Source organism: Mycolicibacterium aurum (genome assembly GCF_900637195.1).
GTDB lineage: Bacteria > Actinomycetota > Actinomycetes > Mycobacteriales > Mycobacteriaceae > Mycobacterium > Mycobacterium aurum.
Window position 1 is genome coordinate 1,420,638 of the sequence record NZ_LR134356.1, and the last position, 26,775, is coordinate 1,447,412.

Genomic DNA, 26,775 nt, shown 5'->3' on the forward strand with positions numbered 1-26,775 from the left:
CGACCTGCAGGTGAACGACTTATGGACGATTGCGGCACAACTATTACGGGCTTTCCCGTTCCGGTTGACAGGGTGGGGGGTGTCTGCGATGCTTCCAGCAACAAACAAGGGATCTCGAACCTTTATGGGGGGAACATCATGAATGCCATCGCGACCAAATTTCAGGTAGCCGCCGCCGCGGCTGTGGTTGCCGCCGGCGCCGCTTTCGTTCCAGTTGCCGCGAATGCTGCTCCGGCCGTGGATATCCCGGCGGCGCCTGTGAGCCATGTGATCGGTGATTTGGCCCAGCAGCCCAATGGCCTCTTCGGTGTGTTTTCGGTGCAGTTCACCGGTGTCGTGACTCGGACCTCCACGTACTTCACCCGATTCACGATCCTCAACTACCAGTCGAAGCTTGAGGCCAACCCCGATTCGCCGTTTGCCTCGTTCTACCAGCGGCGCATCAACCAGCTGAACGCGCAACTGGCGCGCTACGGTCAGGTCAACGTGTCGGCGTGCTTCGGCGGTCGCTCGACCTCGATCGTCGCCGGTTCGTACGGTGCCGTCACGACAGGCACCTGCACGACCTAAGCCGGACACACGCCATCACATTCGAGGAGCTAAAGCCTGCACGTCGTACCGTAGACGTGCAGGCTTTAACTATGTACAGGAAACGTTGAGTGCAATTTTTCCCGCGGCGCCGATCTGATCAGGATGCAGACACCGACAATGGTGACGACAGTGAAGGGCGTTACGACGAGGATCGTCGGTGGTTCGCCGGTCGTCGCGGTGTCATCATTGGTTCGACAGTCTTCGTCTTTATCCTCCTCGGGTTGGGGGCCTGGGTCGCGGTAGGCGCCTTTCAGGCCAAGTCGAATCTCGAACAAGCCCGAACAAGCGCTCAGCTGGCGAAAGATGCACTGCTCGAAGGGGATACGGCAGCAGCGTCCGATGCGGCGAGCGATGCGCTTGGCCGCGCGGAGGCAGCCCGCGACGCCACTCACTCGTTGGCGTGGAACATAGTCGCCGGGCTGCCGTGGGTGGGCAGTCCGTTCAAGACCGGTCAGCAGGTCACTGAGGTCGTTTATGGGCTCGCCGCCGACGTGCTACGGCCGGCGGCCGATGTGGGCCTCACCATCTCTCCTGAACGGCTGTACCGAGACGGTCGGGTGGATGTCAGCCTCCTCCGGAGCCAAGAGCCTCAACTGAGCGAGCTGTCCACCAACGCCACGCGACTCAACAATGAGGCCGCCGCAATAAGCGATCCCCGCTATGTATCACTCATGAGCGACGCGCGGTCTGAGCTTCAAGGGCAGATATCCGGTATTACATCGGTAATCAACAACGTCGCTCTCGCCGCGCGCCTTGCTCCGTCGATGATGGGCGCCGACGGGCCGCGGACGTACTTCATGGCCTTTCAAACCAATGCAGAGGTTCGGGGTACAGGTGGGCTTCTTGGCGGATACGGAATACTCCGCTTCGACAATGGTGTGGCGAGCGTCGACACCCTGGCACCAAATAGCACCCTTGAGGACGCAGTGGCGCCCATTGAACTCGGCGAGGAATTCGACTTGCAGTATGGGTACCTGCAACCGTTCACCGACTTCCGCAACAGCAATTACAGTCCGCACTTCCCCTATACCGCTCAGATATGGAAGGGCATGTGGGCTGAGCAGACAGGAATGGAAGTGGACGGCGTCATCGCCATCGACCCGGTTGCGTTGAGCTACATCCTTGGGGCTGTAGGACCGGTGACAATGCCCGACGGCGAGGTGGTCTCAAAGAGCAATGTTGTAGAGCTCACAGAATCGACGGCCTACCTTCGATTCCCGACCGACCAAGTAGCACGCAAACAGTATCTGCAGGACATCGCCAGCGCTGTAGTTACGAAGATGACCGGGCAGGTCGGCTCGCCTCGGCAGCTACTGGATGCGCTCGGGAAGGCTGTCGGCGAACGCCGCATCGCCGTCTGGAGTGCTGTGCCTGAGGATCAGAAGCTCCTCGAAGAGACGCCCCTCGCCCACGTACTACCCGACGATCCGGCACCTTTTGCCGCGGTGGTGCTCAACAACTTGGGCGGCAACAAGCTTGACTACTACCTAAAGACGCAGATTGAGTATGCTGCTGATAAATGTCAAGGGGATACGCGCGCGTCTACTGTGACGGTGCAGTTGACGAACGCCGTCCCCAGTGAGCCATTGCCCGATTATGTGGCAGGCGCTGCCGGGCTATCTCCGGACTTGGGGCTTCAGCTTCCGGCCGGAACGAACGTCATATCGGTACGTCTCATTGGCACCAAGGGGTCGGAATTATCCAGCGCGATCCTCAATGGTGAGCGAGTGCCGGCGATTTTGAATACCGAACGGGGGCATCCCGTTTTTGAGGTGCAGGTCATCATCACGCCAGGGCAGACGGCCGACATCATGTTCCAGCTCTCCGAGCCGACGGTGCCGGGGGCGCCGCGTGTGCCCACGCAACCTCTAGTGGAGACTGTTGTTCCTAAAGTAATGGTGCCCGAATGCGCGGGGTGAGCTAAATGCGTAGGAGGAGAATATTTCTTTCGCTCGGCTCTAGGGTGCGGTGGTTACTGGAGGTGCGGCACCAGTTGTCACTGGGGCGCCGATATGGGGTGTAGCTTTGTGGCGAACATTCTCTGGTTTTTAGTCAGGCTCGAAACCGCGATGTCGTCCGATCAGCTTCAAAGCCGAGAGTTGGTATTCGAAGTCAGGAAAACAGCGGTGAAGGGTTTACGTTGAACTTACAAGACTTCATTAGACTGCTACGTTCTCGGTGGGTCACCATCGTGGTTGCAACGTTCGTTGCGGTCTTAGGGGCGGTGGCGGTAACTCTTCTTACGACGCCGTTGTACCAAGCTTCGACTCGACTTTTTGTGTCAACGACTACGGGCTCCTCGCTAGCTGAGACTTACCAGGGCAATCGATTTTCCCAAGAGCGAGTGGTTTCGTACGCCGAATTGCTCACAGGTCAGACTATTGCGCAGCGAACTATCGATAAGCTTCAACTGGATATGAGCGCAGGTGAACTACAAGAGCGCGTAAGAGCAACGGTTAAGCGCGACACGGTCCTCATCAACGTTGACGTACTTGATGCTTCGCCTATCAAGGCGCGGGATATCGCTAATACGATGTCGGATGAGTTCGTTGTAATGGTCCGGGAGTTAGAGACACCCGACGACGGAACGTTACCGGATTCGCGCGTAGTAGTTGAGCAGAGGGCATCGATTCCAAGTAGCCCAGTAGTCCCGCGGCCGGCCCGGAATATTGCGATTGGTTTCGCTCTTGGGATCGTTTTAGGAGTAGGCTTAGCATTGCTCCGTGATTTGCTTGACAACACGGTCAAGACGACGGAGCAGCTGGAGACAATAACAAAAACGGGGTTGGTAGGTACCATTCCTCTGGACAAAGAACGGCGCAAACAGGCGTCTATAGCGTTTGATAAGGAAACAACTGGGATTGCTGAGGCGTTTCGAAAGCTTCGCACGAACTTACAATTCCTCGCAGTCGATAACCCACCGCGGGTGATCTTGGTCACGAGCTCCATGCCTAGCGAAGGCAAGTCGACGACAGCTATAAATACAGCGCTGTCGCTGGCCGAAACCGAGAAAACCGTGGTTCTTGTCGACGGCGATCTTCGACGTCCGTCGCTGCATAGATATCTTGACCTGGTTGGTACAGTCGGGTTCAGCACGGTTCTAAGTGGAGCGGTATCGCTCGACGACGCGCTGCAACAGACAAGGTTTCCAGGGCTAACAGTTCTTACGTCCGGGGCTATCCCGCCCAACCCGAGTGAATTGCTGGGGTCGCAGTCGGCTAGGAAGTTGCTAAATGAATTACGGGCGAAGTACGACTACGTAATCGTCGACTCCACCCCATTGCTTGCAATTACTGACGCTGCGATTTTAGCTGCGGGCGCCGATGGCGTGCTGATCATGGCTCGATACGGCCACACCAAACGTGAGCACCTGTCGCACGCTGTGGGAAGTCTGGAGAGCGTCGGCGCTCCATTGCTCGGTGCAGTCTTTACGATGACGCCCACCCGAGGTAGCGGTGCATATAGCTACAGCTATGGGTATTATGGCGAGTACACCGCTAAATCGTCTTCCCCTCGTGAATTAGAGGCTCCGCAAACGCCTATCAGCAAAGCTACGTCCGAAGAGCCAATGACGAAATTTGGTTCGATCGGGACTCACAGCTCGGGCAAGCGACGGAGGCGCCAGGCCCCGACCGAACCTTAGGCGGGATGGATGTCTATCGCGGCACCGGTTTGCTCGTGTAGGTGCGTGATGCGACACGCCCCGTTTAGGTTGGGTGCGCAAGCCAGCTGTGCGCGGTGTCAGCGTGCACGCTCGCGATTGGATTCCCGCCGCGGGATTCGTCTCTGTCGCCATCGCTGGTGAGTCACGGGATTCGCAACCTGCCGGCGCCGTCGCCGCGTACCTGGCGCGTAGATGACGATGGGACTGCAGCCGGTTTAATTGCTCGACAAATGTTCACGGCGGCGGATGCGCTGCGGCTGTTAACGGCGGCGGATGCGTTGCGGCCGGGCCCGTGTTGAGATCGTCTAGGAACACAGCTGGGATGCCCGGTTATGTGGCGGGTGGGCCAGCACATAAAGCACCCCGGCCTATTGTTTCTTGGTGGTTGCGAGGGCCTGGGACTGGGCGGCTCGCAAGGGGTGTGAGATGCGGGGGCGCGCCTAATATTCGCTGGGCGAAAAGTAGCAAGGCGATCCGGGTGCAGAGCACAGTTCGAATGGTGCAGTCGCCATTCGTCGGTGCGCATGCTCGCCGCGAACGCCGGCACAATAGTCGTCCCCACGCACGATCAGCGAGGAATGTGGTTGGCAGTGCCTCAGCGAATAATTGGCGAGGTGACGCCCTTTGGAAGTAGTCACGGCGCAGCTCTTCGTGTTCTCATCGCTGCCGCGTTGCCACGGTGATCCGGAGTTGCAGCAATAGACTGGTGCGTCGCGTCTGTCAGCGGTGGCGAGGTGGATCGCTATCTCGGTTCTCCTTTCAATGTAATGACCGCGTCAGCGCCGGTTAAAGATCGTGCATGCAAGCCACTAAGGCGGACCGCAACGAACCGGAGTCAGCGCGAGGCGCAGCATCCGCGTCTGGCGCTCGACCAACCCGCCGATCGCTCACAGGTCGTCGTCACGGCGATGAGATCGCCCCCCAAAGTGCCCGGCCTCGATCCTGTCGACGGGCGGAATGGGCCTGCCGTGGGTGGTCAGCATAGGCATGAATCCGATGTGGCTGGCACTGGCGGGCCCGGCCACGGCCCCAGACGGTGCGCATAGGTGAGCGCCGGTGCGGCGCTGACCGCGACGGTCGCAAGAACCGCAAATCAGGTTGGTGCAAAGCCTGATACTGCTCTCGTCATAGAACCGTGTCGAAATATCGTCAGGAAAGCGCAGAGGTAGATGCAAGCCAACTTTTAACGGGCTCGAACAGCGGCCAATCACTTCAGTGACCGCGACAACCGAGTGCTCGTTGGTGTCGACTCGGCGCGGATGGTGACGTGGTCAGCGCCAGCGCCAGCGCCAGCGCGTCTGCGGCCTCGCCGCGTGCCAGTTCCGCGATACCTCGCAGTCCCGATGCCCGCTCGACACCAACCAAACAAGTTGTTCAAAGAAACACCGCCCCCAGACGCCACCAGCGGCAGAGTAGACCGGCTGAGATGTCTGTGGCCGCGGGAAATCCTTCCTGGTTGCCAAGCACAGGACCGCGCTGGTGGCCAGAGTGTCTCACCCCCCGTTCGTGATGTTGGTCAACGTCTTCGCGCATGCCCAACTCGGGGACGGCGCGGTGCAGCGGGCGACGGTTTATGCGAATATGTGGCAGTGCGGGGAATAATTTTGGCCGGGGGGGCCGGTACGCGTCTACACCCCATCACCATGGGCGTGTCCAAGCAACTCATACCGGTGTACGACAAACCGATGATTTATTATCCGCTATCGACACTGATACTGGCGGGCATTCGAGACGTGTTGGTGATAACGACTCCGCACGATCTCGAAGCGTTCGAGCGACTCCTAGGTGACGGTTCGCAGTTCGGAATCAACATCACCTTCGCTGTCCAGCCCTCGCCCGATGGCCTTGCGCAAGCTTTCACCATCGGAGCGGACTTTATCGGCACCGATCGAGTCGCTCTTATCCTGGGCGATAATCTGATTTACGGGCCAGGCATGGGGCGACAGCTCGCCAAGTTCTCGGATGTCGATGGCGCGGCCATTTTCGCATATTGGGTTGCTGAACCGACGGCCTATGGCGTTGTCGAGTTCGACAGCGAAGGAACAGCATTGTCACTCGAGGAAAAGCCGGAAAAGCCGCGGAGCAATTACGCTATTCCGGGCGTTTACTTTTACGACAACAATGTAATTGAAATCGCCCGAGGTTTGAAGCCGAGTGCGCGTGGGGAGTATGAGATTACGGACGTGAATCGTACTTACCTGGAGCAAGGACGTTTGCAGGTGCAGGTTTTGCCGCGCGGCACCGCTTGGTTGGACACGGGCACATTCGACCAGATGACGGATGCCGCTGAATATGTCCGAACAATGGAGCGGCGCACTGGTTTGAAGATTGGCGTGCCTGAGGAAGCTGCGTGGGAGCAACGCCTGCTAAGCGATGATGAATTGCGCAAACGTGCCGTCACGCTGAAGAAGTCCGGGTACGGAGCTTACCTGCTGGAATTGCTGGAGAGGGGTGTCTAATGGCGCGACTGCTGGTGACCGGCGGCGCGGGCTTCATCGGATCTAATTTCGTTCGCTATGTAATTGAAAACACCGACTATGAGGTCGTCGTCTTAGATAAGTTGACTTACGCCGGAAATCTAATGTCGTTGCAAAATCTGCCGGAACGGCGGTTTCGATTCGAGCACGGTGACATAACTGATTCGGCACTAGTCGACGATCTGGCTCGAAATGCAGACGCTATCGTCCACTATGCAGCCGAATCTCACAACGATAACTCCTTGAGTGACCCGAGGCCCTTCTTGCACACCAACTTAGTTGGAACATTCACTTTGCTGGAGGCCGCGCGCAAGTACGGCTCGCGTTTCCATCATATTTCGACGGACGAGGTGTATGGGGACTTGGAGTTCGATGAGCCCGAACGGTTTACCGAGACGACACCCTACAACCCTTCATCACCGTACTCGTCAACTAAGGCTGGTAGTGATCTGCTGGTACGAGCGTGGGTACGTTCATTCGGATTAGCAGCGACTATCTCCAACTGCTCGAATAATTACGGGCCTTATCAGCATGTTGAGAAGTTCATACCGCGCCAGATCACGAATGTGCTCCTTGGGATCCGTCCGAAGCTCTATGGGGAAGGCAAAAATATCCGAGACTGGATCCACGCCGATGACCATTCCTCGGCTGTCCTGGCCATCCTGGAAAAGGGTAAGCTCGGTGAGACCTACTTGATAGGCGCCGATGGGGAAAAGGAGAACAAGTCGGTAGTTGAGCTAGTTCTTGCGTTGATGGACCAACCTGTCGACGCATATGATCACGTAGCCGACCGGGCCGGTCACGACCTGCGTTACGCGATTGATTCATCTAAATTGCGCAATGAATTAGGCTGGTCGCCAAAGTATCACAATTTCACTCATGGGCTAGAGTCTACGATCGATTGGTATCGTAAAAACCGCGATTGGTGGCTCCCTGCTAAAGGTGTCACCGAGCAATTTTATGCACGGCTAGGGCAATGAAGTGATGGGTGTTTGTCGGTGACAGAGTATGGCAAAGCACTGTCGGCAAATTCAACGCCAATACCTGGATTGACAATCTGGGAACTGCCGGTACACGGCGACTCGCGTGGTTGGTTCAAAGAAAATTGGCAACGCGAAAAGATGATTGCCGCTGGTCTTACTGATTTCGGGCCAGTGCAGAACAACATATCGTTTAACGATTCGGTGGGGACCACACGAGGGATCCACGCCGAGCCGTGGGATAAATTCGTGTCTGTTGCCGCAGGTAGAATTTTTGGAGCCTGGGTCGATCTGCGAGAGGGGGCAACATTTGGTGCCGTATTCACCGCGGAGATCGATCCATCTCGTGCTGTCTTTGTTCCGCGTGGTGTTGGTAATGGCTTTCAGACATTAGAGCCGGGTACGGTCTATAGCTATCTAGTGAATGACCATTGGACCGCCGCCGGCGAGTACGCGGCGTTGAATCTCGGCGACGAAAAGGTCGGGATCCAATGGCCTATACCTTTGGTGAATGCTGAGCTGTCTGATAAGGACCGCGCTCATCCGCCTTTGGAAGACGTTGTGCCGGTGCGGCCACGGAAGATCTTGGTGCTCGGCGCAGATGGCCAGTTGGGGCAGGCGCTGCGTGAGACCTACCGATTCGTATCGCATGTCGATTTCGCTACCAGATCAGATATCACGCTGGGCGTGACCGATCTCTGTTCTGCCCGCCGCTGGCGCGAATACGATGCGGTTATCAACGCTGCTGCCTACACGGCCGTGGACAGGGCCGAGACTTCTGAGGGGCGAATGGCGGCTTGGGCGGCTAACGTCAAGGGCGTCAGCGACCTAGCAAAGGTCGCAGCACAGAACGGGATCACCTTAATTCACATATCGAGCGATTATGTCTTTGACGGCACCAGTGATCGGCCGTATCGGGAGGATGATCCGATGGCTCCGCTTGGTGTTTACGGCCAGACGAAGGCAGCGGGCGATCAGATAGTCACTACAGTACCCAGACATTATGTCGTGCGCACGTCTTGGGTTATCGGTGCGGGCCACAATTTCGTCCGAACGATGGTGTCGCTTGCCGAACGCGGCGTGGACCCAGGGGTGGTCGACGATCAGCGTGGCCGATTGACTTTCACCGTAGACATCGCCGGCGCAGTCCGACACCTGTTGGATTCGGGCGCGCCTTATGGGACCTACAATGTCACTGGGTCGGGTCCGGTCATGTCCTGGGCAGACATCGCGAAGCGGGTCTTTCGCTTTTCCGGTCATGATTCAGACCGAGTTACCCCGGTGACTACGTCGAAATACTACGCGAATGCCGCGGGGCCGATAGCCCCGCGCCCGTGCAACAGCGCCCTTGAGTTGAAGAAGATAGAAGCGGTAGGATTTGTCGCAGGTAATGTCGATGCGAGGCTGAAAGCATATATCGAATCAGCGTTGACGGAATCTTGCTGACGACGTTTTCGTTTCGATTAGACTGTGAAGAATCGGCTACTGCTGCACGTTTACTACACGGTTCAATCTTGTATCAGCCTCCGCGTTTCGCAATTAGGACAGGATGAGATGCTTATCTTCGACGGTTCAAGTCGTCTGCTTATTGCCGCGCGGTCGAGTCGATGAACCCGGGGTGGAGTGGCGACCCTGACGAGGTGGCCGTCATCATTCCGACGCTGAATGCGGGACGACATCTTGAAAGCGTGATACGAGCGCTCAAGGAGCAGGAATCAATCCAGCCCCGATCTGTGCTGGTGGTTGACAGCGGATCACGCGACGGAACCATAGAGCAATTCCGCGAATTTGGGGCGGAAGTCGTTGGCCTCGGTGGCCGTCCGTACAACCACGGCGGTACACGACGCTACGGGACTGAATTGCGACCGAAGGCCAAGTTCTACGTCTTGCTCACGCATGATGCTATTCCGGCGACGCCTGACGCAATCGCTCGGATCCTGGCTGCTTTCGAGAATCCCGACGTAGGCATGGCTTACGGTAGGCAACTGCCCCGTCCCGATGCGAAAGGCGTTGAACGCCATGCTCGTCTGTATAACTACCCGCCAAATAGCGAGGTGCGAGGCTACCGCGATCGAGCACGACTCGGCGTGAAGGCAACCTTTTGCTCTAACAGCTTCGCCGCGTACCGGGCCGACGCGTTGAGTGCCGTCGGCGGCTTCCCAAAGGATTCTTACTTCGCGGAGGACCAATTCATTGCCGGCAAAATGCTTCTCGCCGGTAAAGATCTCGCGTACTCGGCGGATGCGTGCGTTATTCATAGTCATCCATATTCGCTGACGGACGATTTTCGCCGATATTTTGACTGTGGAGTATGGCATCGGCGTGACCGCTGGTTGCTCGACGAGTTCGGCGAGGCGGAGGGCGAGGGCGTTCGGTTCGTTCAATCGGAGATGCGATACTTGGCCCGTCACGACCCTTCAGCGATGCCGCTTGCAGCGTTGCGTTCGCTGGCGAAATTTTTGGGCTACAAGCTGGGATTGAAGGAACACCTTTTCAGCCCGAAACAAAAGAAGAAGCTTGCTATGCAAAGCTTCTACTGGGCACAGCAAGAGTCAATGCGGATCGAGGGATGAAGTGACCTGGGCGTCCTCAAGTGACTCCCTGCCGCGCTCGATCTGACTGCTATCACGTCAAATGTGATGCTCCAGATCGGACGGGTGCGGTCGAGGATGATGAGAAGTCTGCTGAGGATGGCGGTTCCCGGCCGCCAATCTGGAAGGCCTCTGGGGCAGCTGGAAACTATAGCTGGCAAGCGGTCGGATCAAGATTGAGGTTCACCTCAGCGTTTCATAGAGAGCGCTGGGACCGCGAAAATCCTCATTGCCACCGGTTTCGCAGCGGCGGCGCCAAGCCTAGTGCGGCACTTTGCGTGCCAGTGACCGAGAACCGCCTTCGCAGAAGACATTTGATAAACCGGGTAGACGCTGGCTGAGCATCGGACGGGTCGACGCCACCCGGTCAGCCAGTTGGTGGGAAGCCGGAGACAGTCCAGGACGGACCTTCCCCGGCCCATCCATCTAGCACTCGCTTGGGTCGCTTACCGCGGGTGGCGAGCGTGAGTAGGTTGCGGGTCTTGGCAACGGCATCGGCACCGTCCACCGGACACCAGCGAAGCGCGTGCGCTCTTAGCTTTTCGCGGTCGACCTCGTTGCGCGTCACAGAGTCGAGAAAGGCCCGAGCATCGTCAACAGACCTGATCCGGGGGTAGATAGAGTGATCTTCCAGGAATGAAAATTGCCCAGACCGTGCGCTCATGGAGGTCACGAATTCGGCGGTTGGCAGCCCCAGCGCGGTAGACTCCCACGCGACGCCGCTGGAGAACTGGATGACAAAACGCGGCCCGGTCTTCAACAGCTCGAGCGTTCTACCGCCCTCGTGGACTCTCCAACCTGCGGGCAAATATCGTTGCAGGGTCCGCAAATTGGTTCTGGGATGCGGAGCTACGCAAACATCTGACAGCCCCGCGTCCGAAAGGAGTCGCAGCGATGCCGCGATGACCTCCGTAGGCAGCATCGAGAGTGCGACGACGCCTGGGGCATCGGAGGTGATTCGGGGTGTTGGGTTCCTCAGCACATCGGAACTGGGATTGCCAATGACCGTGAGGTCGTCGCGGTTCAATGCGAAGCGCTGAACGAACTCGGCAGCTTCGGCGGGGCCGCGAAGTGCGGGGTAGGCGACCGGAAGGTCGAGATCCCAATTGCTGTGCGGTGCATGCGGAATGGAAATGATTGGAACATCGTGCGATTCGGCCACAAGCAAAAGGGGTCGCACCATGTACGAAGCGTGGCTGGCCGTCAACACGTAGCGGATCGAAGACCAGTCCAGATCCTCGTACCGTCTGATCAAGTCGAGGACCCCTGGTGTCATTCGATTGATCCATCCGAACAGTACCGCTTTGGTGGTGTCATCCAGTGATGGAGCGCCGGTCGGCGAAGCTATTAGGGACTGCAGCTCGTCTCGCGCGCTCCGAACGCCATCCGAGTGCACGAGGCTCAGCGACGGTACGTGGAACGATCTCCCAAAGGGCAACGGGCTCAGCCTGGAACCCTCTATCACCGGATGAATCGCTCGCTCATCATTGGTTTGGGTCCATATCGCGATGCCATCGTCAACTCGGACCAATGTGGGTGTCTTATACGGCAGCGGCGCCCACTTGGCTCCGGCCTCGAGTTTGCGAATGAGGCTGCTGGGGTTTAGCGGCTCGATCGACAGCAAGTAGTTGAGCATTGGGAGCAGGCACCAGGTGAGCCGATGCGGATTGTTGCTCAAAACTAACCCCCGGTCCTGACATGCACGCCACTTGCTCTGCATCCGAGGTGGCGCGTGCACAGCGCGAATCCACCTATATGGGGCCGAGTTCCGACGCCGGACAACGTCACCCCATCACTCCCGAGACTATCGTGTCCGCAAGTTGACCACACGACGGCTGTTGCATCGCCAACGATGTAGCTGCGTGCAGATCGTACCCGACAACAGTGCCGCGAACAGTTCGGAGTCGGGACATGCGACTCGGGTCGCACCAGATCCCGCTACATTCGAGGGCGGGACACCATAGGGGGCCCGTAGACAATCTTGCCATCCCTACGGCTTCGAGTTGGGACAAGCGATTCGACTGCCTTCCGGGTCCGCCCGGTCGTGGCGCAATTGCAGGCCCTGGAAAATGCAGATGAGAACTGCTGCTCCCGTAGCTGCGATCCAGAGTGGAAAGTGTGCCCGAAACACGAGCGGGAGCACGGCAAGACTCAGGGCTAAGCCGGCCGGCACGGCCCAGGTGATATTCAATCCGCCCTTGGGTAGCGAAACATCCAGACGCAGCGCGCGCAAGGTAACTAGAGCAACTGCGGCCATGGTGCCATAGGCGGCCACGCTGGCGATCGCGACGCCTTCGATACCAAGCGCTGAACCAAGCGGAAGCGTGCCAGCGGCGAGAACGGCTGCGCCGGAGAATGTTCCGAGCCAACTCCACCGCGTATTGCGGGCAGTAAGGATGGTGATGTTGTTCGCGATCGCCCATAATGTCCAGGCAACTGTTGAAAGGCTGAGTATGGCCAGCGTCGGCATGATCGATGCAAAGGGAGCAGGTAACACGACCTGTACGAACAACGGGGTGAGTAGACAGGTGAGCACTGCGGCTACGACTCCGGCCCAAAGTTGTATCCGCATTGCGGCGGCGCTGTTCGGCATCGGCGCTGGGAAACCCTCACGAGCGTATTCCGGCTGCAAGGCGCGGTTCAGCTCAACGCAAAGCAATATTGCGGCGCCAGCTGCACTTGCGGCGGCAGACAGAAGGCCGACAGCCTCTAGCGACAGCACCAGCGCTGCAAGAGGCCGGTTCAATGACGTCATCGCCCATAGTGACAGCGCGCTGGGGAGCAGTGGAAGCGCAAAGCGTGCCAGCGATCTGACCGTTGCTCTCGCTTCGGTAAGGTCACGGCGGCCTAATATCGCGGCGGCGGTAAAGATGGTTACGCATGCCGTTATGAGGTCGGAGAGCGCCCAGCCGGTCGGTCCGAGATGAAGTCCGACTACCAGCAAAATTCGTGACCCGACAGTGGCGACAACGGTAACGCCGGTAAGGACCGCGTACGCTTGAATGCGCCGTTGCACCCGAAGCCTAGGCGCGGCGTAGGCGATTGCGAACGCCCCCAGGCCGGCGGCCGCTACTTCGATAGCCCATAGCCTGCCATCCACCCCGAGAAACGATGGGTTGGTGAACCAGACCAAAGCAGCGAGAACCAGGGCGCCAGACGGGACGACACAGAGCAGCCAGATCCGTGCTGCCCGCAGGACTCCGCGTCGGCTGGGGTCCTCCGACTCCCTCGCTGTTGCATGCAACACCGCCTGGTCGGTGCCTGCGCCAAACACCACAACGAGCAAGAGATTGCCGACCAGTAGCAGCGACGCGGTGCCGAATTGCTCGACAGACATCGCTCGGGCAAGGAACGGCAATAGCAACAGAGCAAGCCCGCGTTGCAGCATTCCCAGCGCGGTGTAGGCAACCGCCGCCCGCCTCATGCTGATTGCGGCGGGCGAGACCGAATCATTGCCCGAAGAGCTCCCTCGCCATGGTTTTCCTCAAGCTGGATCATGAACAGCGCCAAGAACCCGCCGGACGGCTTCGAGGTAGCCAAATCCCTTCTCCTTCGAAGGTTCGAGAATTGCACCCTCACCCCACTCGTTCCAGGAATTGACTACAAGGAAGTTTTGGGAAGCGTCAGGTCGACCGGATGCGACTAAGGCGCGCAAGTGCTTCTCGAAGCTGACCGGGGAGCTCCCGCGGACGATTACCGGCCCCTTTGCGCCCCGCCTCGGAGAGTTGTCCCAGCCCACAAACGCGCCCTGAATGATTTCGCGACCGTCGTATCGACGCCGCTTTCGCAGCATACGGCGCCACACGTCGTTGTAGTCCTGGTAATCGGGCTTGAGAAGTCGCTTTACTACAAATCGTTTTGCCTTAGCGCGCAGAGGTATCTCAAATCGCAGTGAGTACAGCGGCTCGTCCTCGTATACTGCGGCAGACAGCGAGCAATGAGGTCTAGGGTTTTTCGAGCTGACGTACTCCACGATGTGAATCCCGGCGAATCCGGCCTCGACGAGACGGTCCTGCCAGTGCCTGACCATCGAATTGACGTCGGGGACATCGCTGGCGTTATAGAGGAAGAGAACCGGCTTGCCGTCCTGCTGGATGTACCGGGGATCTTCGAAAAAGGGTAGTAGGTAGTCAAGGTGGCGGTCCCAGTCGTCACGTCCGCCGTAGGTCTGCGCCTGAAGCATCTGGTTTCCCTTGCCGTCCCAGGTGCGAGTCCAGTCGTGGTTCGCCCAGCAGAGGCAGTACCCGAGGTCGGCGTCTGGCGTATTGCGCCAGAGCTCGACAGGACGCTCTAGCAGGAGCTTCCCGGAGAACCAATAGTGGAAGAACACAAACCCTCCGACCCCGTACTGGTTCGCAATGTTTGCCTGCCAGATAAGCGCCTCCGGATCTGTCAGGTCGTAATAGTTGTCATCCAATGGATGCAACGGTTGCTCATGGCCGGGATAAAGGGGCACGGCCCGCCGAACATTCGTCCATTCAGTGAATCCCTCGCCCCACCATTCGTTGTTCTCCGGAACCTCGTGGAACTGCGGTAGATGAAGCGCCAGAATGCGCATTTGACTCCCTTGAACTCGACTGACAACATGACGTAAGCGCCACGGCGAATAGTACAGCGACGGCAGGAAAAGCGATGATATTTGAGATCATCGTGGCAACTACGACGAAGCCTACAAGCGGCCAGACGACCTGCGCGTCACCAAACCGAGCGGCGTCCCTAATGATCAAGATCCAAATAAAAATATATAATATCGAACCAACTATACCGAAATCGACCAGCAGATCGATAGCAAGATTGAGTGAATTGATGTTACTCCCGAACAGCGATTGATTTAATTCGAGAATATACTGTGGACCGCCGCCGAAATAGAGTTGAACGATGCCTGCTTCCTCCCACACAGTCTCCAGGTCTAGCTGCCAGCGAGCAAAACGGCCAGAGTCGAAAGCTCCGGTGACGCGTTCGCCGCTTAAGATCAAATCGCCCGCTCCGATCACCGCTGCCGCAATCACTAGTGACGGAATTGCCAAAGCCAAGGCTAGGTGGCGCCGCCGAATGGTGAGAACCAGCACCGATATCGCTAGTCCGACGGCAGTGGCAAGAATGTAAGTTCTGACATCACTTAATACAATGAAGCCCACATTAAGCGCTACCAGGGTTGCATTGAGAGCGATCTGACGTCGGCCGAGGACATGTCGGAAAGCGACAACCGTGCAGATCCCAAGGATCCCGGCGAAGGCAAAGGGGTGATAAAAAAGGCCAAAAAATTCTTGGTCGAGTTCGCGATAGTACCTGTTGGGTCCGAAGCTCCCAGTTATGAAGTATGCAACCCCGACCTGACCGACCGTGAAGATATTGACCCAGAAGATAATTTTGGTGCCGATATCGGACCCGGCGTCGCGAATCCTTGCCACCAGGAACATGTAAGCGATGACAGGAATGGCAAGTGCGCCGACACCGTCGACTAAGTTGTTCGCAGAGCTTGTGGTGAGTAATGAAATTAGGGATAACGTGACTAAAGCGAACCAGATCGCAAGCCCACCTTCCACGGAATCATTTGTTCTAGAAATGGCCCCCGGTAGTGATACAGCGGTTAGAATTATAAAAGCCCACGTAATTACCGTTATCCCAGCAAGCGTATTCGGCCAAAGGCCCACAGTTTGAATGGTGAAGGGGCTGACATCCGAGCCCGGAGGGAACTGGAGGATCTGACTGAGTTGCAGAAGTCCCAGAGCTCCGATGAACAGCCAGAGCGAAGCAGGCCAGCGTTTCTTTGGTCGAACCTGCGCCGCGGGTTTGGCGTCCATCTCTCTCCTGAGTCGTTCGTGTCAGTCCAGATCGATGATCTAGCTTCACATCGAATCCACTGCCGGCAGTCGCAGGACTTCTAGCCACACACTTCCGCCTTGTAGCAAAGCATATGGCGGGTCCGCGCGTGTGGCAGGTCGTGGCCGCGCAGGTTGCCTCTGAGGTGCGTGGGACGAGAGTACGCGCGAGCTGTCTGGGCGGACCGCACCGACGCGGTCGCGGATCTAGTACACGAGTCTCAACGTATCCGCTCCAAAGTCTCCCCGCGCCGTGTGTAGCGCTTTCAGATCCAAAGGGAGGTTTTACGAAAAGTCGCCCTGGCCTTGGCAATCCGGTTGCAACCATGGCCGACGGGACTTCGCGCGCGCTCGCATACACTGCGAGATGTCCGTCGGCTTCCGGCGGCGCCCCGGCCGGCCCGCGGGTTACGTTAAGCGTTTCATCAAGTTTGGAGGCTCCGGCCTCGGAAGATCAGGTATTGAAAACGAGGTCCCGCCGGCCGTACCCACGTCCGAGAGGTCCGCGAAGTGAGGTTGAGATGAAACTTCCAGAATCCAGTGCCGACTTTACGCGTGACGTTCTTGAAGAAGTGGTGACGCACGTCAGCCGGGTGCTCCCGACAGTTCAGTCCCTGCGGTACGAAATCACCTGGAAGGCAGACGATAGCCCGGTTACGGCGGCTGACGTGTTCTTGGAAGGTGAGATCGAGTCGCTGTTGCGGGAGCGTCTTCCCGATTTGTCGTTCGTCGGGGAGGAGAGCTACCGTCCGGGATTTGCGCCCGGCAGCGGCTGGCTCGCGGTGCTGGATCCGATTGACGGTACCGAGAACTTCTGCTCCGGCTTCAAGGAATGGGGCGTCTCGCTAAGTCTCTGGCACGACCACAAACATTCGGCGAGTCTGCTTCTGTTGCCTGAGCTGGGTATGCGCATCCTGAGCGGCGACCAGATTGAGCGGGTACGATCGCGGATCGTGGGGTTCTCGTCGTCGATCAACGACGAGCTCGCAGCGCAGCTGTCGAAGGCGGGGGAGGCTCGGATCATGGGCTGCGCTGTCTACAACATGGTGAACGTGATTCGGGGCGCCTACGCGCGGTTCGTGAACCCGGTCGGTGCCTATTCTTGGGATCTGTTGGCCGGTGTCGCACTGGCGACTGAGTATGGATGTGAGGTGACGCTTGATGGACGGCCCTACGCTGGAGAGCTTCTCGAGGCGGGTCGGCGATATCGCGTCGACATACGACACGGACGTCGTGCTGATCCTGGGTAAGGGTCCATCTGTTGATTCGATTGATCGCGAATCCTTGCGCGGAAATTTCGTTGTTGCGCTGAATGACGCCGAGCGCTTCATGCCTGCCGATGTCGCGATCTTCCATGAGGAGTGGGCTAAGGACGGTATTGCGGAAGCCGGATACCGTTCAAAAATCTACGTGACACCACTCGACTTCGATCCCGCACACGGCGAGGTGTTCCACGCTCCGTACCAGCCGCTGACTAACGACGAGGCCGACCTGATGATGAGCCGCGTGCTGGACGCCCGCGACTTCGTGATCGAGGAGGTCATGCTGCTCAGTGCTCTGGAGATCGCACGGATCGTCGGGGAGCAGCGAGAGCGGAAGCAGACCGTGTACCTGCTCGGCTTCGACTTCAGCCCAGAACTGGGTTTCTCCAAGGGCGCGAGCGCTGGCTTCGAGCCGGGGCTCGACCGAGACCGCGCCGCGAACGTATCAATCCAGCAGCATTTCCTTCGCAACGCGCTCTATATGCTCAAGGGCTCTGTACTAGAGGTCGTTCACGTCGGTGAGCACGATTTCTCTGCGCTCTCAGTGTCCGGCCTAAACGCACGGTTCGCGCCGGCGCCTGTTGTGCGTCCCTCGACCGTAGAGCGGGACGAGCAGGAAGTCCTTGTCATCGCCGAGGTGACCACCAATCACTTCGGCGACCGGGAACGGCTGGAGCGGTTAATTCGGGAAGCGCACGCTGCCGGTGCAGATTACGTCAAGGTCCAGAAGCGCGACGTTGACACCTTCTATTCCCCGGAGCAGTTGGCCGCACCCTACGTTTCGCCGTTCGGCTCGACTTTCGGCGACTATCGACGCGCGCTCGAACTCGATGAGGACGACTTCCGATTTATCGGGGGACTGACCGCAGAACTCGGAATCAGCTGGTATGCGTCGGTACTTGATGAGCCGTCGTTCCGGTTCATGTCTCAGTTTGACATGCCGATGGTGAAGCTGCCCAGCACTATCTCGGAACATACGGATTATCTCAGTCTGGTCGCACGCTCCTACCAGGGTCCGCTGGTGCTCTCCACAGGAATGACCAATCAGGCATTCGAGCGCTGGGTGCTGGAGACGTTCAGCGACCAGCAGACGCTCTACTTGATGCACGCCAACTCGGCATATCCGACGCCGGGGCACGACTGCAACATCGGCGTGGTACGACACTACAGCCTCCTCGCCGAGAAGTATCCGCACATCATCCCGGGCTACTCAAGCCACGACTTCGGTTCGTTGGCATCTGTACTCGCGGTAGCGGCTGGTGCGCGCATGGTTGAGAAGCACGTCAAACTCGGAAACACCGAATGGGCCCATTTCGATGCTGTGGCGGTCGACCTCACCACCTCAGCGTTCAAAGATTATGTACAAGACGTCCGACGCGCACAGACCATCGTCGGCTCATCGGTGAAGCGGGTTACAGCGAGCGAGCATCACAAGTACGCAGTATCCCGCTGATAGGCGATTTCTGCGACGGCATGGTCGCCAATCCCGCTTCAACGTTCCTGTGGAGCGCAGCTGGTCTCTCCGGTTTTTGCTCTTGCTAAGAGAAAACCGGGGGATGGGTCCTTACAATGCTGCGCCTAGGGTCGAATCCGGCCCATTCCGCAACTGTTGATGCACTGACACCCGAGGAGCGCGAGCGAGCGCCGCTTTAAGGCTCATAGCTGGTTCCGAAGTTTTCGCTCCAGCACCGTTCTTGCGAATTCAAGATCGGCAGGTACATCGACCGATATCGAACCCCCACTTTCGAAGGGGACCATCCGAATGGCGACTCCGGCTTCTAGGAATCGCAGTTCGTTGATGTCCTCAACTTCTTCGGCACTGCGACGCGGCTCGGCGGCAAATAATTCGAGCGCCCCGCGCGTGTAGGCAAGCACGCCCACATGTTTAAAGTACGTGAACTCGGAGAGCGAGTTCTCGAGTGTGCCCGTTTTGTGGTGCGGGATTACACTGCGCGAAAAGTACATGGCATTGCCATTGGTGTCAACGACCACTTTGATATTCGTCGGGTCAATGAGCTCTGCGGTAGATCTTATAGGGGCCATTATGTTGAGAACCTCGACCTCCGTCGAAACTTTGTTGGGAATGACCGCGTCTATACAGAGGGGGGATATAAGAGGTTCGTCTCCGTTGATGCAGACGTACAGGTCGGCCGAGTCTGAACGTGCGACTTCAAGCACCCGCTCGGTACTTGTCCGATGCTCGGGCGAAGTCATTACGGCCTTCATGTCGAGCCGAGTACATACCTCTAGGATGCGGCGGTCGTCAGTGGCAATCACCACATCGCTGAGGAAATTCGCTTTCAGGGCCTGCTGATATACCCACCACACCATCGGCCGTCCGGCAATATCGGCTAGAGGCTTCCCAGGGAATCTGGAGGAGGCCATACGCGCGGGAATGACGCCTAAAACTCTCACTCAGCCACCTTAGCGGCAGATGCCAATAAGCATAGTGGCTTGTGTCCTACTGGTTTTGGGTCCTTGAGCGCCTTCCTGCTTTGGGCTGCCTGAACCGCCATTAGCGGGCCGTAGTCGGACTATCAATTCCGCATCTCGACTTTGTGGTGATCCTGAATCGTGGCGCTGCAAAGTTGTTTGTCGTAGTGCACATTTCATTGACCGGCCTTGGTCGCTGAGATTAGTGTCTGTGTGCCACCGAGATAGCCCAAGTCGCGGTTGTGGTAGACGTGCACTCGGGCCTCCACGAACCCACAATCAGTCAGGCGGTCTAGCACGTCCCAGCCGAAGTTGCGGTAGCAAAGTGCGCCGTTGATGGGGTCGGTGGGATTACCGTGGACCTCGATTGGCAGAAAATGCTCAATTTGACCGCGTGAGTTCATCGATGCGCGGACGACGGTATCGTATTGGCTCGTTATAAATGGCACCGTCATTACCAGCTTCCCGCTCGGTGCTAACACTCGGGCAATTTCTGAGAAGGCGGCCAGATAATCTGGCACATGCTCTAACACGTCGAAACTCAGCACGTAATCGAAGCTGGCAGTCGGATACGACAGTGCGTGGAGGTCTTGGTGGTTGATGCCCAAATGTTGTGCACCTGACGCCTTGCCTGGAGATAAAAACTCGCTGCCTGTCACATGGTTGAAGCGACCGCGCAGCCACCGATAGGTATTCCCGAATTGTTCGGTTAAGTAAATTCGTTTATCAGGTGTCATGCCACACTCCTGAATCGCGAAGTGCAAAGCGGCGCGCACGCGATTACGCATGTTGCAGTTCGGGCAGATCAAATGCTCGCGCCACTTCGGTTGCGGCCTTCCGGAAGAATCCGTATCGATATATTCAGTGGTGGCGACAAAGTCGACGGATTCATTGCAGAGTGCGCAGTGGCCATCGACTTCGAAGGCGAAACGATCAGGTGGCGCGGCTGCCTCGTCCTCGGCTTTCCAACTGATTATTAGTTCGTCGTTGGCGACCCGCCAGGCTTCGAAATCGGAGAGTGAGCTGAACTCGATTACGTCAATTCGGGACCGTTCTGGAAAGCGGGGGAAAGTGCCGGTTACGGGGATATGGGCCAGAGCAATAGATTTGATGCGGAACAAGGGGACAGCTATGCGGATAAGCGCTGGCGAAGACTTAACGGCTCGCTTCACATGCGCGGTCAGCATCGGCGATGACTTAACAAACCCTCTTGCCCTCGCTGCCATTCGATCTAGGATCCTCTTGTTGATAGGAACTGCTTCTTCGTCTGCTGGTTATGGCGGATCACTATACTAAGTTTCGTCCTTTTTGGCTGCCTTGCTGCTATGGCTCGGGTTCAGGTACGTGCCCAACGATCTCGATCAGCCTGATCGGTATCTCTAAGAGCTTTGGATCGGCCGATCTGACGTCTGCCATCTGCGACGTCACAAGGGATGATCTAATGGCGAAGAGTGCTGTGTGTTTCGTACGCTCATGCGTGTCAGGCGGACTCCGCGCGACATGCATTAAGTAGAGTCGGTGATTGTAATCGATTTACTGGCAACACGATTGGACCCTTCGTCGGGTTGGTGCCTTCGGAGCGCCCATCGGGTTCCTCGCGGGCACAGGCGGCGATCACCAAGACCGGGAACACGCAAACACAGGCTCGACGAGGAAGCAACGAGGCGCCGTCGGGGTCGCTCCCTTGCGGCCTCACCCTGCCCCATGCCTTTCCCTTTAGATCAGGTGTACTGACCTGAGAGGTTAGGTGTGCGGCTGGCCTGGTTGACCTTTAATTGAGTTGTGGCCGCGGGCCGTGATCGTAGTGATGCACCCAGCCGGAGAACTCGGCGCAGCGTTCGGCGTCGCTGGTGTTAGAGCCGTGCGTAGGCCCACCCATCGGCGAGTGTGTAGTGAAATCGCTCCACCTTGCCGTTGGTCTGCGGCCCGCACAGTAGGGTTCTGCGATGTTTGGTGTCCCCGAGCGCGTCGCGAGACGTATGTGACTTTTAGTCGGAGCCTTTGCCGGTCAACATATTTCGAAGAGCAAAACGGCACTGGAGGAGCCAGAAGTTGGCGCGTTTCCAGAAAGCGGCGGCGGTGTCTCTGCGCTCGTCGGGGATCTTGCTTAGCTTCTTTACATCGACATGCACCAGATTGCCGGGGGCTGCCGATTCCATCCTGCGGATAACGCAGCCGGTGAGGCGGTTTAGCCGCCGCAGTCTGGGCGAGCTTGTACTAGCCGAGGACCCGGTGCACCGTCGAGCGCATTCAGACTCAGCAGATAGGCGAGCGCCAGCGGCGCCGCACGCGGACTTTGATGATCCTGCGTTCGGTCTTGGCCGAGGCCTGCTGGAGCCGTGGTGTGGCCGTGAGCTGCGGTCGACCATGCAGCCGGCCCTTCCTGGCGGTAGCGCCGGGTGCACCACGCGGCGGTGGTCACCGCGATCTGCAACCGCTCGGCGGCTCGTCGCAGCGATCAACTGTCTTCGAAGATGCACCGGGCCAAGCGCAGACGGCCGGTTTCCCAACGGAGCGGCATTGCGGTTGTTCAGTAATAGAGTTTGGTTAGCGTTCCTAGGCAGCGCGCGCTCCGCTGGGCGGTCTTCATCGTTTCACGATGCCAAGCCTGCCTTACCTAACTACTGTGGTCAGTGCAGTTAGGTGGGATGAGCGCGCAGAACCTGAGGAACTTTGGAGGCACTCGTTCACAGTTCGCGGTCGCAGATCTCCGATGGTGCGGTGTGCTTTACGTTGTGGGTTGGTGTAGGCGGTACATGTCTGTGCGGCGGGTTAACTGTTTAGACGCGAAGCCTCAGAAACTCGGTCGTCAGCGAAGCGAAGCGGCCCAATATCGCAGCCGCAGTTTCTGCTTTCGGTTTAAATGCGAGCGGGCAGGCACTCGACGGTTTACTGCGACGTTGCAAACGCAGCGGGTGAGCCGCCCCGTTCCGGTTGTTGCCTCGATACCCCAATGATAGCCTTCAGATCAATTGGAAGTTATTGCGAACCGTAGCTCTCTAGCGGGGTGCCGGGTGTCAGGGCGACCGCCCGGCACGGCAAGGTTATGCGGTGCGGTCGACTAAGGGGGCTTATGCGACAGCGGGCGGTACTGACCGGCGGTGCTGGGTTCGTTGGATCGCATCTTGCTGAGCGTCTTCTGGAGCGTGACATCGACGTGGTGTGCGTCGACAACTTTGTAACGGGAACGCCCGACAACGTTGCGCATTTGCAGGTGCATGACGGTTTCCGTTTGGTGAAGGCCGACGTCAGCAACTTCATTTCCGTCCCTGGGCCGGTTGATTATGTGCTGCATTTCGCGTCGCCAGCCTCGCCTGTCGATTACGCCGAACTTCCGATTCAGACAATGAAAGCTGGCTCGCTCGGAACGCTTCATACCTTGGGCTTAGCAAAGGAAAAAGGCGCTCGCTACCTCCTCGCATCGACATCAGAGACCTACGGCGACCCTCTGGTGCACCCTCAACCCGAGACATACTGGGGCAACGTCAACCCCGTCGGGCCGCGTGCTTGCTACGACGAGGCCAAGCGATTCGCCGAGGCGCTCACGGTGTCGTACCGCAAGGCGCATGGGGTCAACACCGCGATCATGCGGATCTTCAACACCTACGGCCCTCGGATGCGCCCCAACGACGGGCGTGCAATCCCGAACTTCATTACCCAAGCCCTGGCAGGCGAACCCATCACCGTCCACGGCGACGGCACCCATACGCGGTCGGTGTGCTATGTGGACGATCTCGTCGAGGGTGCGTTGAACTTGCTGTTCTCCGACCTCGCCGGACCGGTCAACATCGGCAATCCGCATGAACTGACGATCTTGGAATTGGCAGAGTTCATCCGCGAGCTGGCCGGCAGCGAGTCGCCTGTCGAGTTCATTGCCCGCCCTCAGGACGATCCGTCGCAGCGCCAGCCGGACATCACCCTGGCTCGCGCCGAGCTTGGATGGGAACCGCAAGTTGCGCCGCGGGACGGGCTCTTGAAGACGATCGCGTGGTTCCGCGACCTCGCCAGCGGAACTCCGCATGTCTCCGCTCCGACGCCGCTTCAGCCGGCCCACTCGCAGCCCCGGCACAAGGTGGCTGTGATCGGCACCGGTTACGTGGGTGCCGTCACTTCGACGTGCTTGGCGTACCTGGGGCATACGGTGTGTGGCCTGGACAGCGATTCCTCGCGCGCCGGTCAATTGAATAAAGGTCAGGCACCGTTCCATGAGCCAGGTCTGCCGGAAATGCTCGAAGCGTCGCTGGCCACCGGGCGTTTGCGTTTCACGGATCAGCCGGCTGAGGCCCTGTCCGACGCCGACTTCGTGTTTCTCTGCGTAGGCACGCCGCCCGGTCCGGACGGATCGCCGGACCTGGCACAGCTCGAAAGTGCGATCCAGTCGCTTGCGCCCTACCTGCGTGCGGGCGCAGTGATCGTCAACAAGTCAACCGTGCCGGTTGGTTCGGGTAACTGGACTCGCACCATCCTCGAGGATGCGCTTGAAGGTAACCGGCAGTTGTCCTTTCACGTAGTGTCCAATCCAGAGTTCCTGCGGGAAGGCTGCGCCCTCGACGACTTCCTCTACCCGGATCGGATCGTGCTCGGCGGTCCCGCGTCAGATGTCAGCCGCGTCGCCGAGCTCTACCAACCCGTCCTTGATCAATCCTTTGAGGGTGGCCGGCGTGACATCAGCCCGTCGTTGATCACGACCGAACTCGCATCGGCCGAAATGATTAAGTACGCCGCGAACGCCTTCTTGGCGACCAAGATCAGCTTCGCTAACGAGATCGCTCAGTTGTGCGAGGTGTTCGGCGCCGACGTCCGCGAAGTCATCCCCGCGATCGGCGCTGATCACCGCGTGGGCAGTGCATTCCTGAATCCCGGTGTGGGATGGGGTGGATCATGCTTTGGCAAAGACGTGGCTGCCCTCATTTCTTCGGGACAGGAGTATGGCTACACGCCTTCTATGCTCCAGGCGACAGTTGCGATCAACAACGGGCAACGCACGAGTGTTGTGCGCAAGCTGCAGCGCGAGTTGCACATGCTTAAAGGTCGCCGCATCGCGCTGCTTGGCTTGACCTTCAAACCCGGGACCGATGATCTTCGCGACGCCCCAGCCTTGGACATTGCCAAGCGGCTGATTGCCGCGGGAGCAATCGTCTCCGCCTACGATCCAGTGGTCAAAACGTTGCCGGACGAATATGCTTCGGTGCGCATGGCCAATGACGCCTATGAAGCGGCGAACAGGGTTGATGCCGTCGTCTTGACTACAGAGTGGCCTGAATTCAGGCTGCTGGACCCTGCCGGATTGCGTAGGGTGATGCGTGGCGACCTCGTCGTCGACGGACGCAATATCCTGCCAGAAGCTAGCTTTGCCGGATCGGGTCTCCGGCTTACGGGTTTCGGCTGGTAGGGGACGCAGAAGTACTTTTAGGGGGAGATCATGACTGTAGAGGCAACGTCGACGAGATCGGCACCAACCGGCGACGGGCCGGCCAGTGAGGCGGCGTTGGACCAGAGGCCGAACGACACCCACCAGGCGATGAAACTCGGTTTGCGGCACCGCTACTATCTTCAGTTTGCCGACATCGCGACTCTGGCCGTCTCGGCGGTGCTCGGCGCGGTGGCGCTAAATCTGGTCAGCCCCGCCCGCGCCAACTACATCGACTTTGTCAACGCCTCAGTCGATATTGTCGTCGCGATCGCAGCGATGGCCATGGCACTGCATCTTCATGGGCTCTACCGGCGGCCCGCCGCGCGCCTGAGGCCCAGCGAGTGGTGGCGCCCCGGAGTGATCGCGCGGTGCGTGCCCACCGGCGCTCTGCTGGCCCTCTTCATCGACGCGTTCGTCCTCCGCGATGGGCGTGGAATGACGTTGACAGCCGCTGTCGCAATGACGCTGCCTGCAATCCTGCTCGTTCCCCTCGGTCGCCGCCTGATAGCCCGGACGATGGACCCTACGGTCAGCCGCATCCTGGTTATCGGGACAGGCCCGATCTCGGATCGGCTGACGTCGAGGCTGCAACGATGCCCTGACACATTCGTAGTCGGACACGTCGACGACGACGTCGCACCGGGCACCAGCTCTCCTGTGCTCGGCAATCTCAGCGACCTGCCCGCCGTCTGCGCCGCCTACAAGATCGACCGCGTCATCGTCGGGTTCCCCAACACGAGCGACGCCATCGTGTTGGAGGCGCTACGTCAGCTGCAGGGGCGGGTGCCCATATCGGAGATCCCGCGCTACTTCGAGCTGCATAACTGGCGAAGTGAAGCCGAGGAGTTGCACGGCCTCACGCTGATGCACCTGCCAACTGCCTCGTTGGGGCCCAGTGCGCGAATCATGAAGCGCGTAATGGACGTAACACTGGCCACCTGCGCGTTGGTGGCGGCATCTCCGGTCCTGCTCGCGATCGCGCTGGCGATCAAGCTGGACACCCGTGGTCCGGTCTTCTTCCGCCAAGAACGGGGCGGGCAGGGCGGCGTGCCATTCCGGATCTTCAAGTTCCGTTCGATGACGGCCGACGCGTGGCAGAAGCGCAACACCGTCGCACAACTCAACGAGTCAGACGGTCCACTGTTCAAGATGGAGAACGATCCACGGGTCACCCGTGTCGGGGCATTCATCCGGAAGACCAGTCTCGACGAGTTGCCGCAGCTGATCAATGTGGTGCGAGGCGAGATGTCGTTGGTCGGTCCGCGGCCCCTTCCGACGGAAGAGGCAGATCGTATCGATGGCGCCGCCGGGCTTGCACGCCTAGATGCCAAGCCTGGTATCACTGGTCTCTGGCAGGTGTGCGGACGTAGTGACCTCTCCTACGCTGATCTGCAACATCTCGACTCGGTCTATGTCCGGTCTTGGTCCCTTATGTGGGACGTGCGGATTATGGCCAAGACGCCACGAGTCGTGTTCGCGCGAAGTGGCGCCTACTGATTTCGCCATTGAGGCCGCTGCGACGCCGGCGCTCGCAAGGGATCT

Annotated in this window: 17 protein-coding genes and 2 pseudogenes; 12 read left to right on the top strand and 7 right to left on the bottom strand. The window is 58.6% G+C overall.

The features are described from left to right. Positions 1-138 precede the first annotated feature (138 nt). The 7 genes from EL337_RS06900 (at position 139) to EL337_RS06930 (ending at position 10,285) form a co-directional block, all read left to right on the top strand. On the top strand, positions 139-570 hold the full coding sequence (locus EL337_RS06900; RefSeq protein WP_048630290.1) for a hypothetical protein: 432 nt from the start codon (positions 139-141) through the stop codon (positions 568-570). 89 nt (positions 571-659) lie between these two features. Further along, complete coding sequence (locus EL337_RS06905) at positions 660-2,510, top strand: DUF4012 domain-containing protein (RefSeq protein WP_083442909.1); 1,851 nt, start codon at positions 660-662, stop codon at positions 2,508-2,510. 221 nt (positions 2,511-2,731) lie between these two features. After that, positions 2,732-4,234, top strand: a complete 1,503-nt coding sequence (locus EL337_RS06910; RefSeq protein ID WP_083442910.1) for a tyrosine-protein kinase domain-containing protein — start codon at positions 2,732-2,734, stop codon at positions 4,232-4,234. Positions 4,235-5,844: 1,610 nt separating this feature from the next. After that, entirely contained in the window at positions 5,845-6,714 is an 870-nt protein-coding gene (rfbA, locus tag EL337_RS06915; protein ID WP_048630291.1) for a glucose-1-phosphate thymidylyltransferase RfbA, read from the top strand. Continuing rightward, a complete protein-coding gene (gene rfbB / locus EL337_RS06920) occupies positions 6,714-7,712 on the top strand; it encodes a dTDP-glucose 4,6-dehydratase (RefSeq protein ID WP_083442911.1) in 999 nt (332 codons plus the stop codon). The genes rfbA and rfbB overlap by 1 nt, the downstream gene beginning before the upstream one ends. A gap of 18 nt (positions 7,713-7,730) precedes the next feature. After that, positions 7,731-9,158 (top strand): sugar nucleotide-binding protein, encoded by a 1,428-nt coding sequence (locus tag EL337_RS06925; protein ID WP_197724190.1) that lies wholly within the window; start codon positions 7,731-7,733, stop codon positions 9,156-9,158. A gap of 194 nt (positions 9,159-9,352) precedes the next feature. Continuing rightward, positions 9,353-10,285, top strand: a complete 933-nt coding sequence (locus EL337_RS06930) for a glycosyltransferase family 2 protein (protein WP_197724191.1) — start codon at positions 9,353-9,355, stop codon at positions 10,283-10,285. 385 nt (positions 10,286-10,670) lie between these two features. Here EL337_RS06930 and EL337_RS06935 read toward each other — a convergent pair whose 3' ends face one another. From EL337_RS06935 to EL337_RS06950, 4 genes are all read right to left on the bottom strand, one after another. Next, entirely contained in the window at positions 10,671-11,981 is a 1,311-nt protein-coding gene (locus EL337_RS06935; RefSeq protein ID WP_126316506.1) for a hypothetical protein, read from the bottom strand. Positions 11,982-12,293: 312 nt separating this feature from the next. Further along, positions 12,294-13,727 carry a lipopolysaccharide biosynthesis protein gene (locus EL337_RS06940; RefSeq protein WP_048630294.1) on the bottom strand — a complete coding sequence of 478 codons (1,434 nt, stop codon included), beginning with the start codon at positions 13,725-13,727 and terminating at the stop codon, positions 12,294-12,296. A 60-nt stretch (positions 13,728-13,787) separates the two neighbouring features. Next, on the bottom strand, positions 13,788-14,861 hold the full coding sequence (locus EL337_RS06945; RefSeq protein ID WP_048630295.1) for a glycosyltransferase WbsX family protein: 1,074 nt from the start codon (positions 14,859-14,861) through the stop codon (positions 13,788-13,790). Further along, on the bottom strand, positions 14,782-16,107 hold the full coding sequence (locus EL337_RS06950; protein ID WP_126316508.1) for an O-antigen ligase family protein: 1,326 nt from the start codon (positions 16,105-16,107) through the stop codon (positions 14,782-14,784). The genes EL337_RS06945 and EL337_RS06950 overlap by 80 nt, the downstream gene beginning before the upstream one ends. A 539-nt stretch (positions 16,108-16,646) precedes the next feature. On the opposite strand from EL337_RS06950, the gene EL337_RS28710 reads away from it, so the two are divergent. Together EL337_RS28710 and EL337_RS06960 are read left to right on the top strand one after the other, a co-directional pair. After that, positions 16,647-17,375, top strand: a complete 729-nt coding sequence (locus EL337_RS28710) for an inositol monophosphatase family protein (RefSeq protein ID WP_157866271.1) — start codon at positions 16,647-16,649, stop codon at positions 17,373-17,375. Further along, positions 17,287-18,840, top strand: a complete 1,554-nt coding sequence (locus tag EL337_RS06960) for an N-acetylneuraminate synthase family protein (protein ID WP_083442915.1) — start codon at positions 17,287-17,289, stop codon at positions 18,838-18,840. The genes EL337_RS28710 and EL337_RS06960 overlap by 89 nt, the downstream gene beginning before the upstream one ends. Before the next feature lie 203 nt (positions 18,841-19,043). Here the strand turns inward: EL337_RS06960 and kdsB are convergent, their stop codons facing one another. Further along, a complete protein-coding gene (gene kdsB / locus EL337_RS06965) occupies positions 19,044-19,802 on the bottom strand; it encodes a 3-deoxy-manno-octulosonate cytidylyltransferase (protein ID WP_048630298.1) in 759 nt (252 codons plus the stop codon). 194 nt (positions 19,803-19,996) lie between these two features. Continuing rightward, entirely contained in the window at positions 19,997-21,007 is a 1,011-nt protein-coding gene (locus EL337_RS06970; RefSeq protein ID WP_157866272.1) for a class I SAM-dependent methyltransferase, read from the bottom strand. 327 nt (positions 21,008-21,334) lie between these two features. Between EL337_RS06970 and EL337_RS06975 the strand changes: the two are divergent. Beyond that, positions 21,335-21,463: pseudogene (locus EL337_RS06975) on the top strand (transposase); the annotation flags it as partial. Between the two features lie 78 nt (positions 21,464-21,541). Here EL337_RS06975 and EL337_RS06980 read toward each other — a convergent pair. Then, positions 21,542-22,341: pseudogene (locus EL337_RS06980) on the bottom strand (integrase core domain-containing protein). A 552-nt stretch (positions 22,342-22,893) separates the two neighbouring features. On the opposite strand from EL337_RS06980, the gene EL337_RS06985 reads away from it, so the two are divergent. Both EL337_RS06985 and EL337_RS06990 read left to right on the top strand, forming a co-directional pair. Beyond that, on the top strand, positions 22,894-25,212 hold the full coding sequence (locus EL337_RS06985; protein ID WP_053086802.1) for a UDP-glucuronate decarboxylase: 2,319 nt from the start codon (positions 22,894-22,896) through the stop codon (positions 25,210-25,212). A gap of 30 nt (positions 25,213-25,242) precedes the next feature. Next, positions 25,243-26,730, top strand: a complete 1,488-nt coding sequence (locus tag EL337_RS06990; RefSeq protein WP_048630301.1) for a sugar transferase — start codon at positions 25,243-25,245, stop codon at positions 26,728-26,730. Positions 26,731-26,775: the final 45 nt, after the last annotated feature.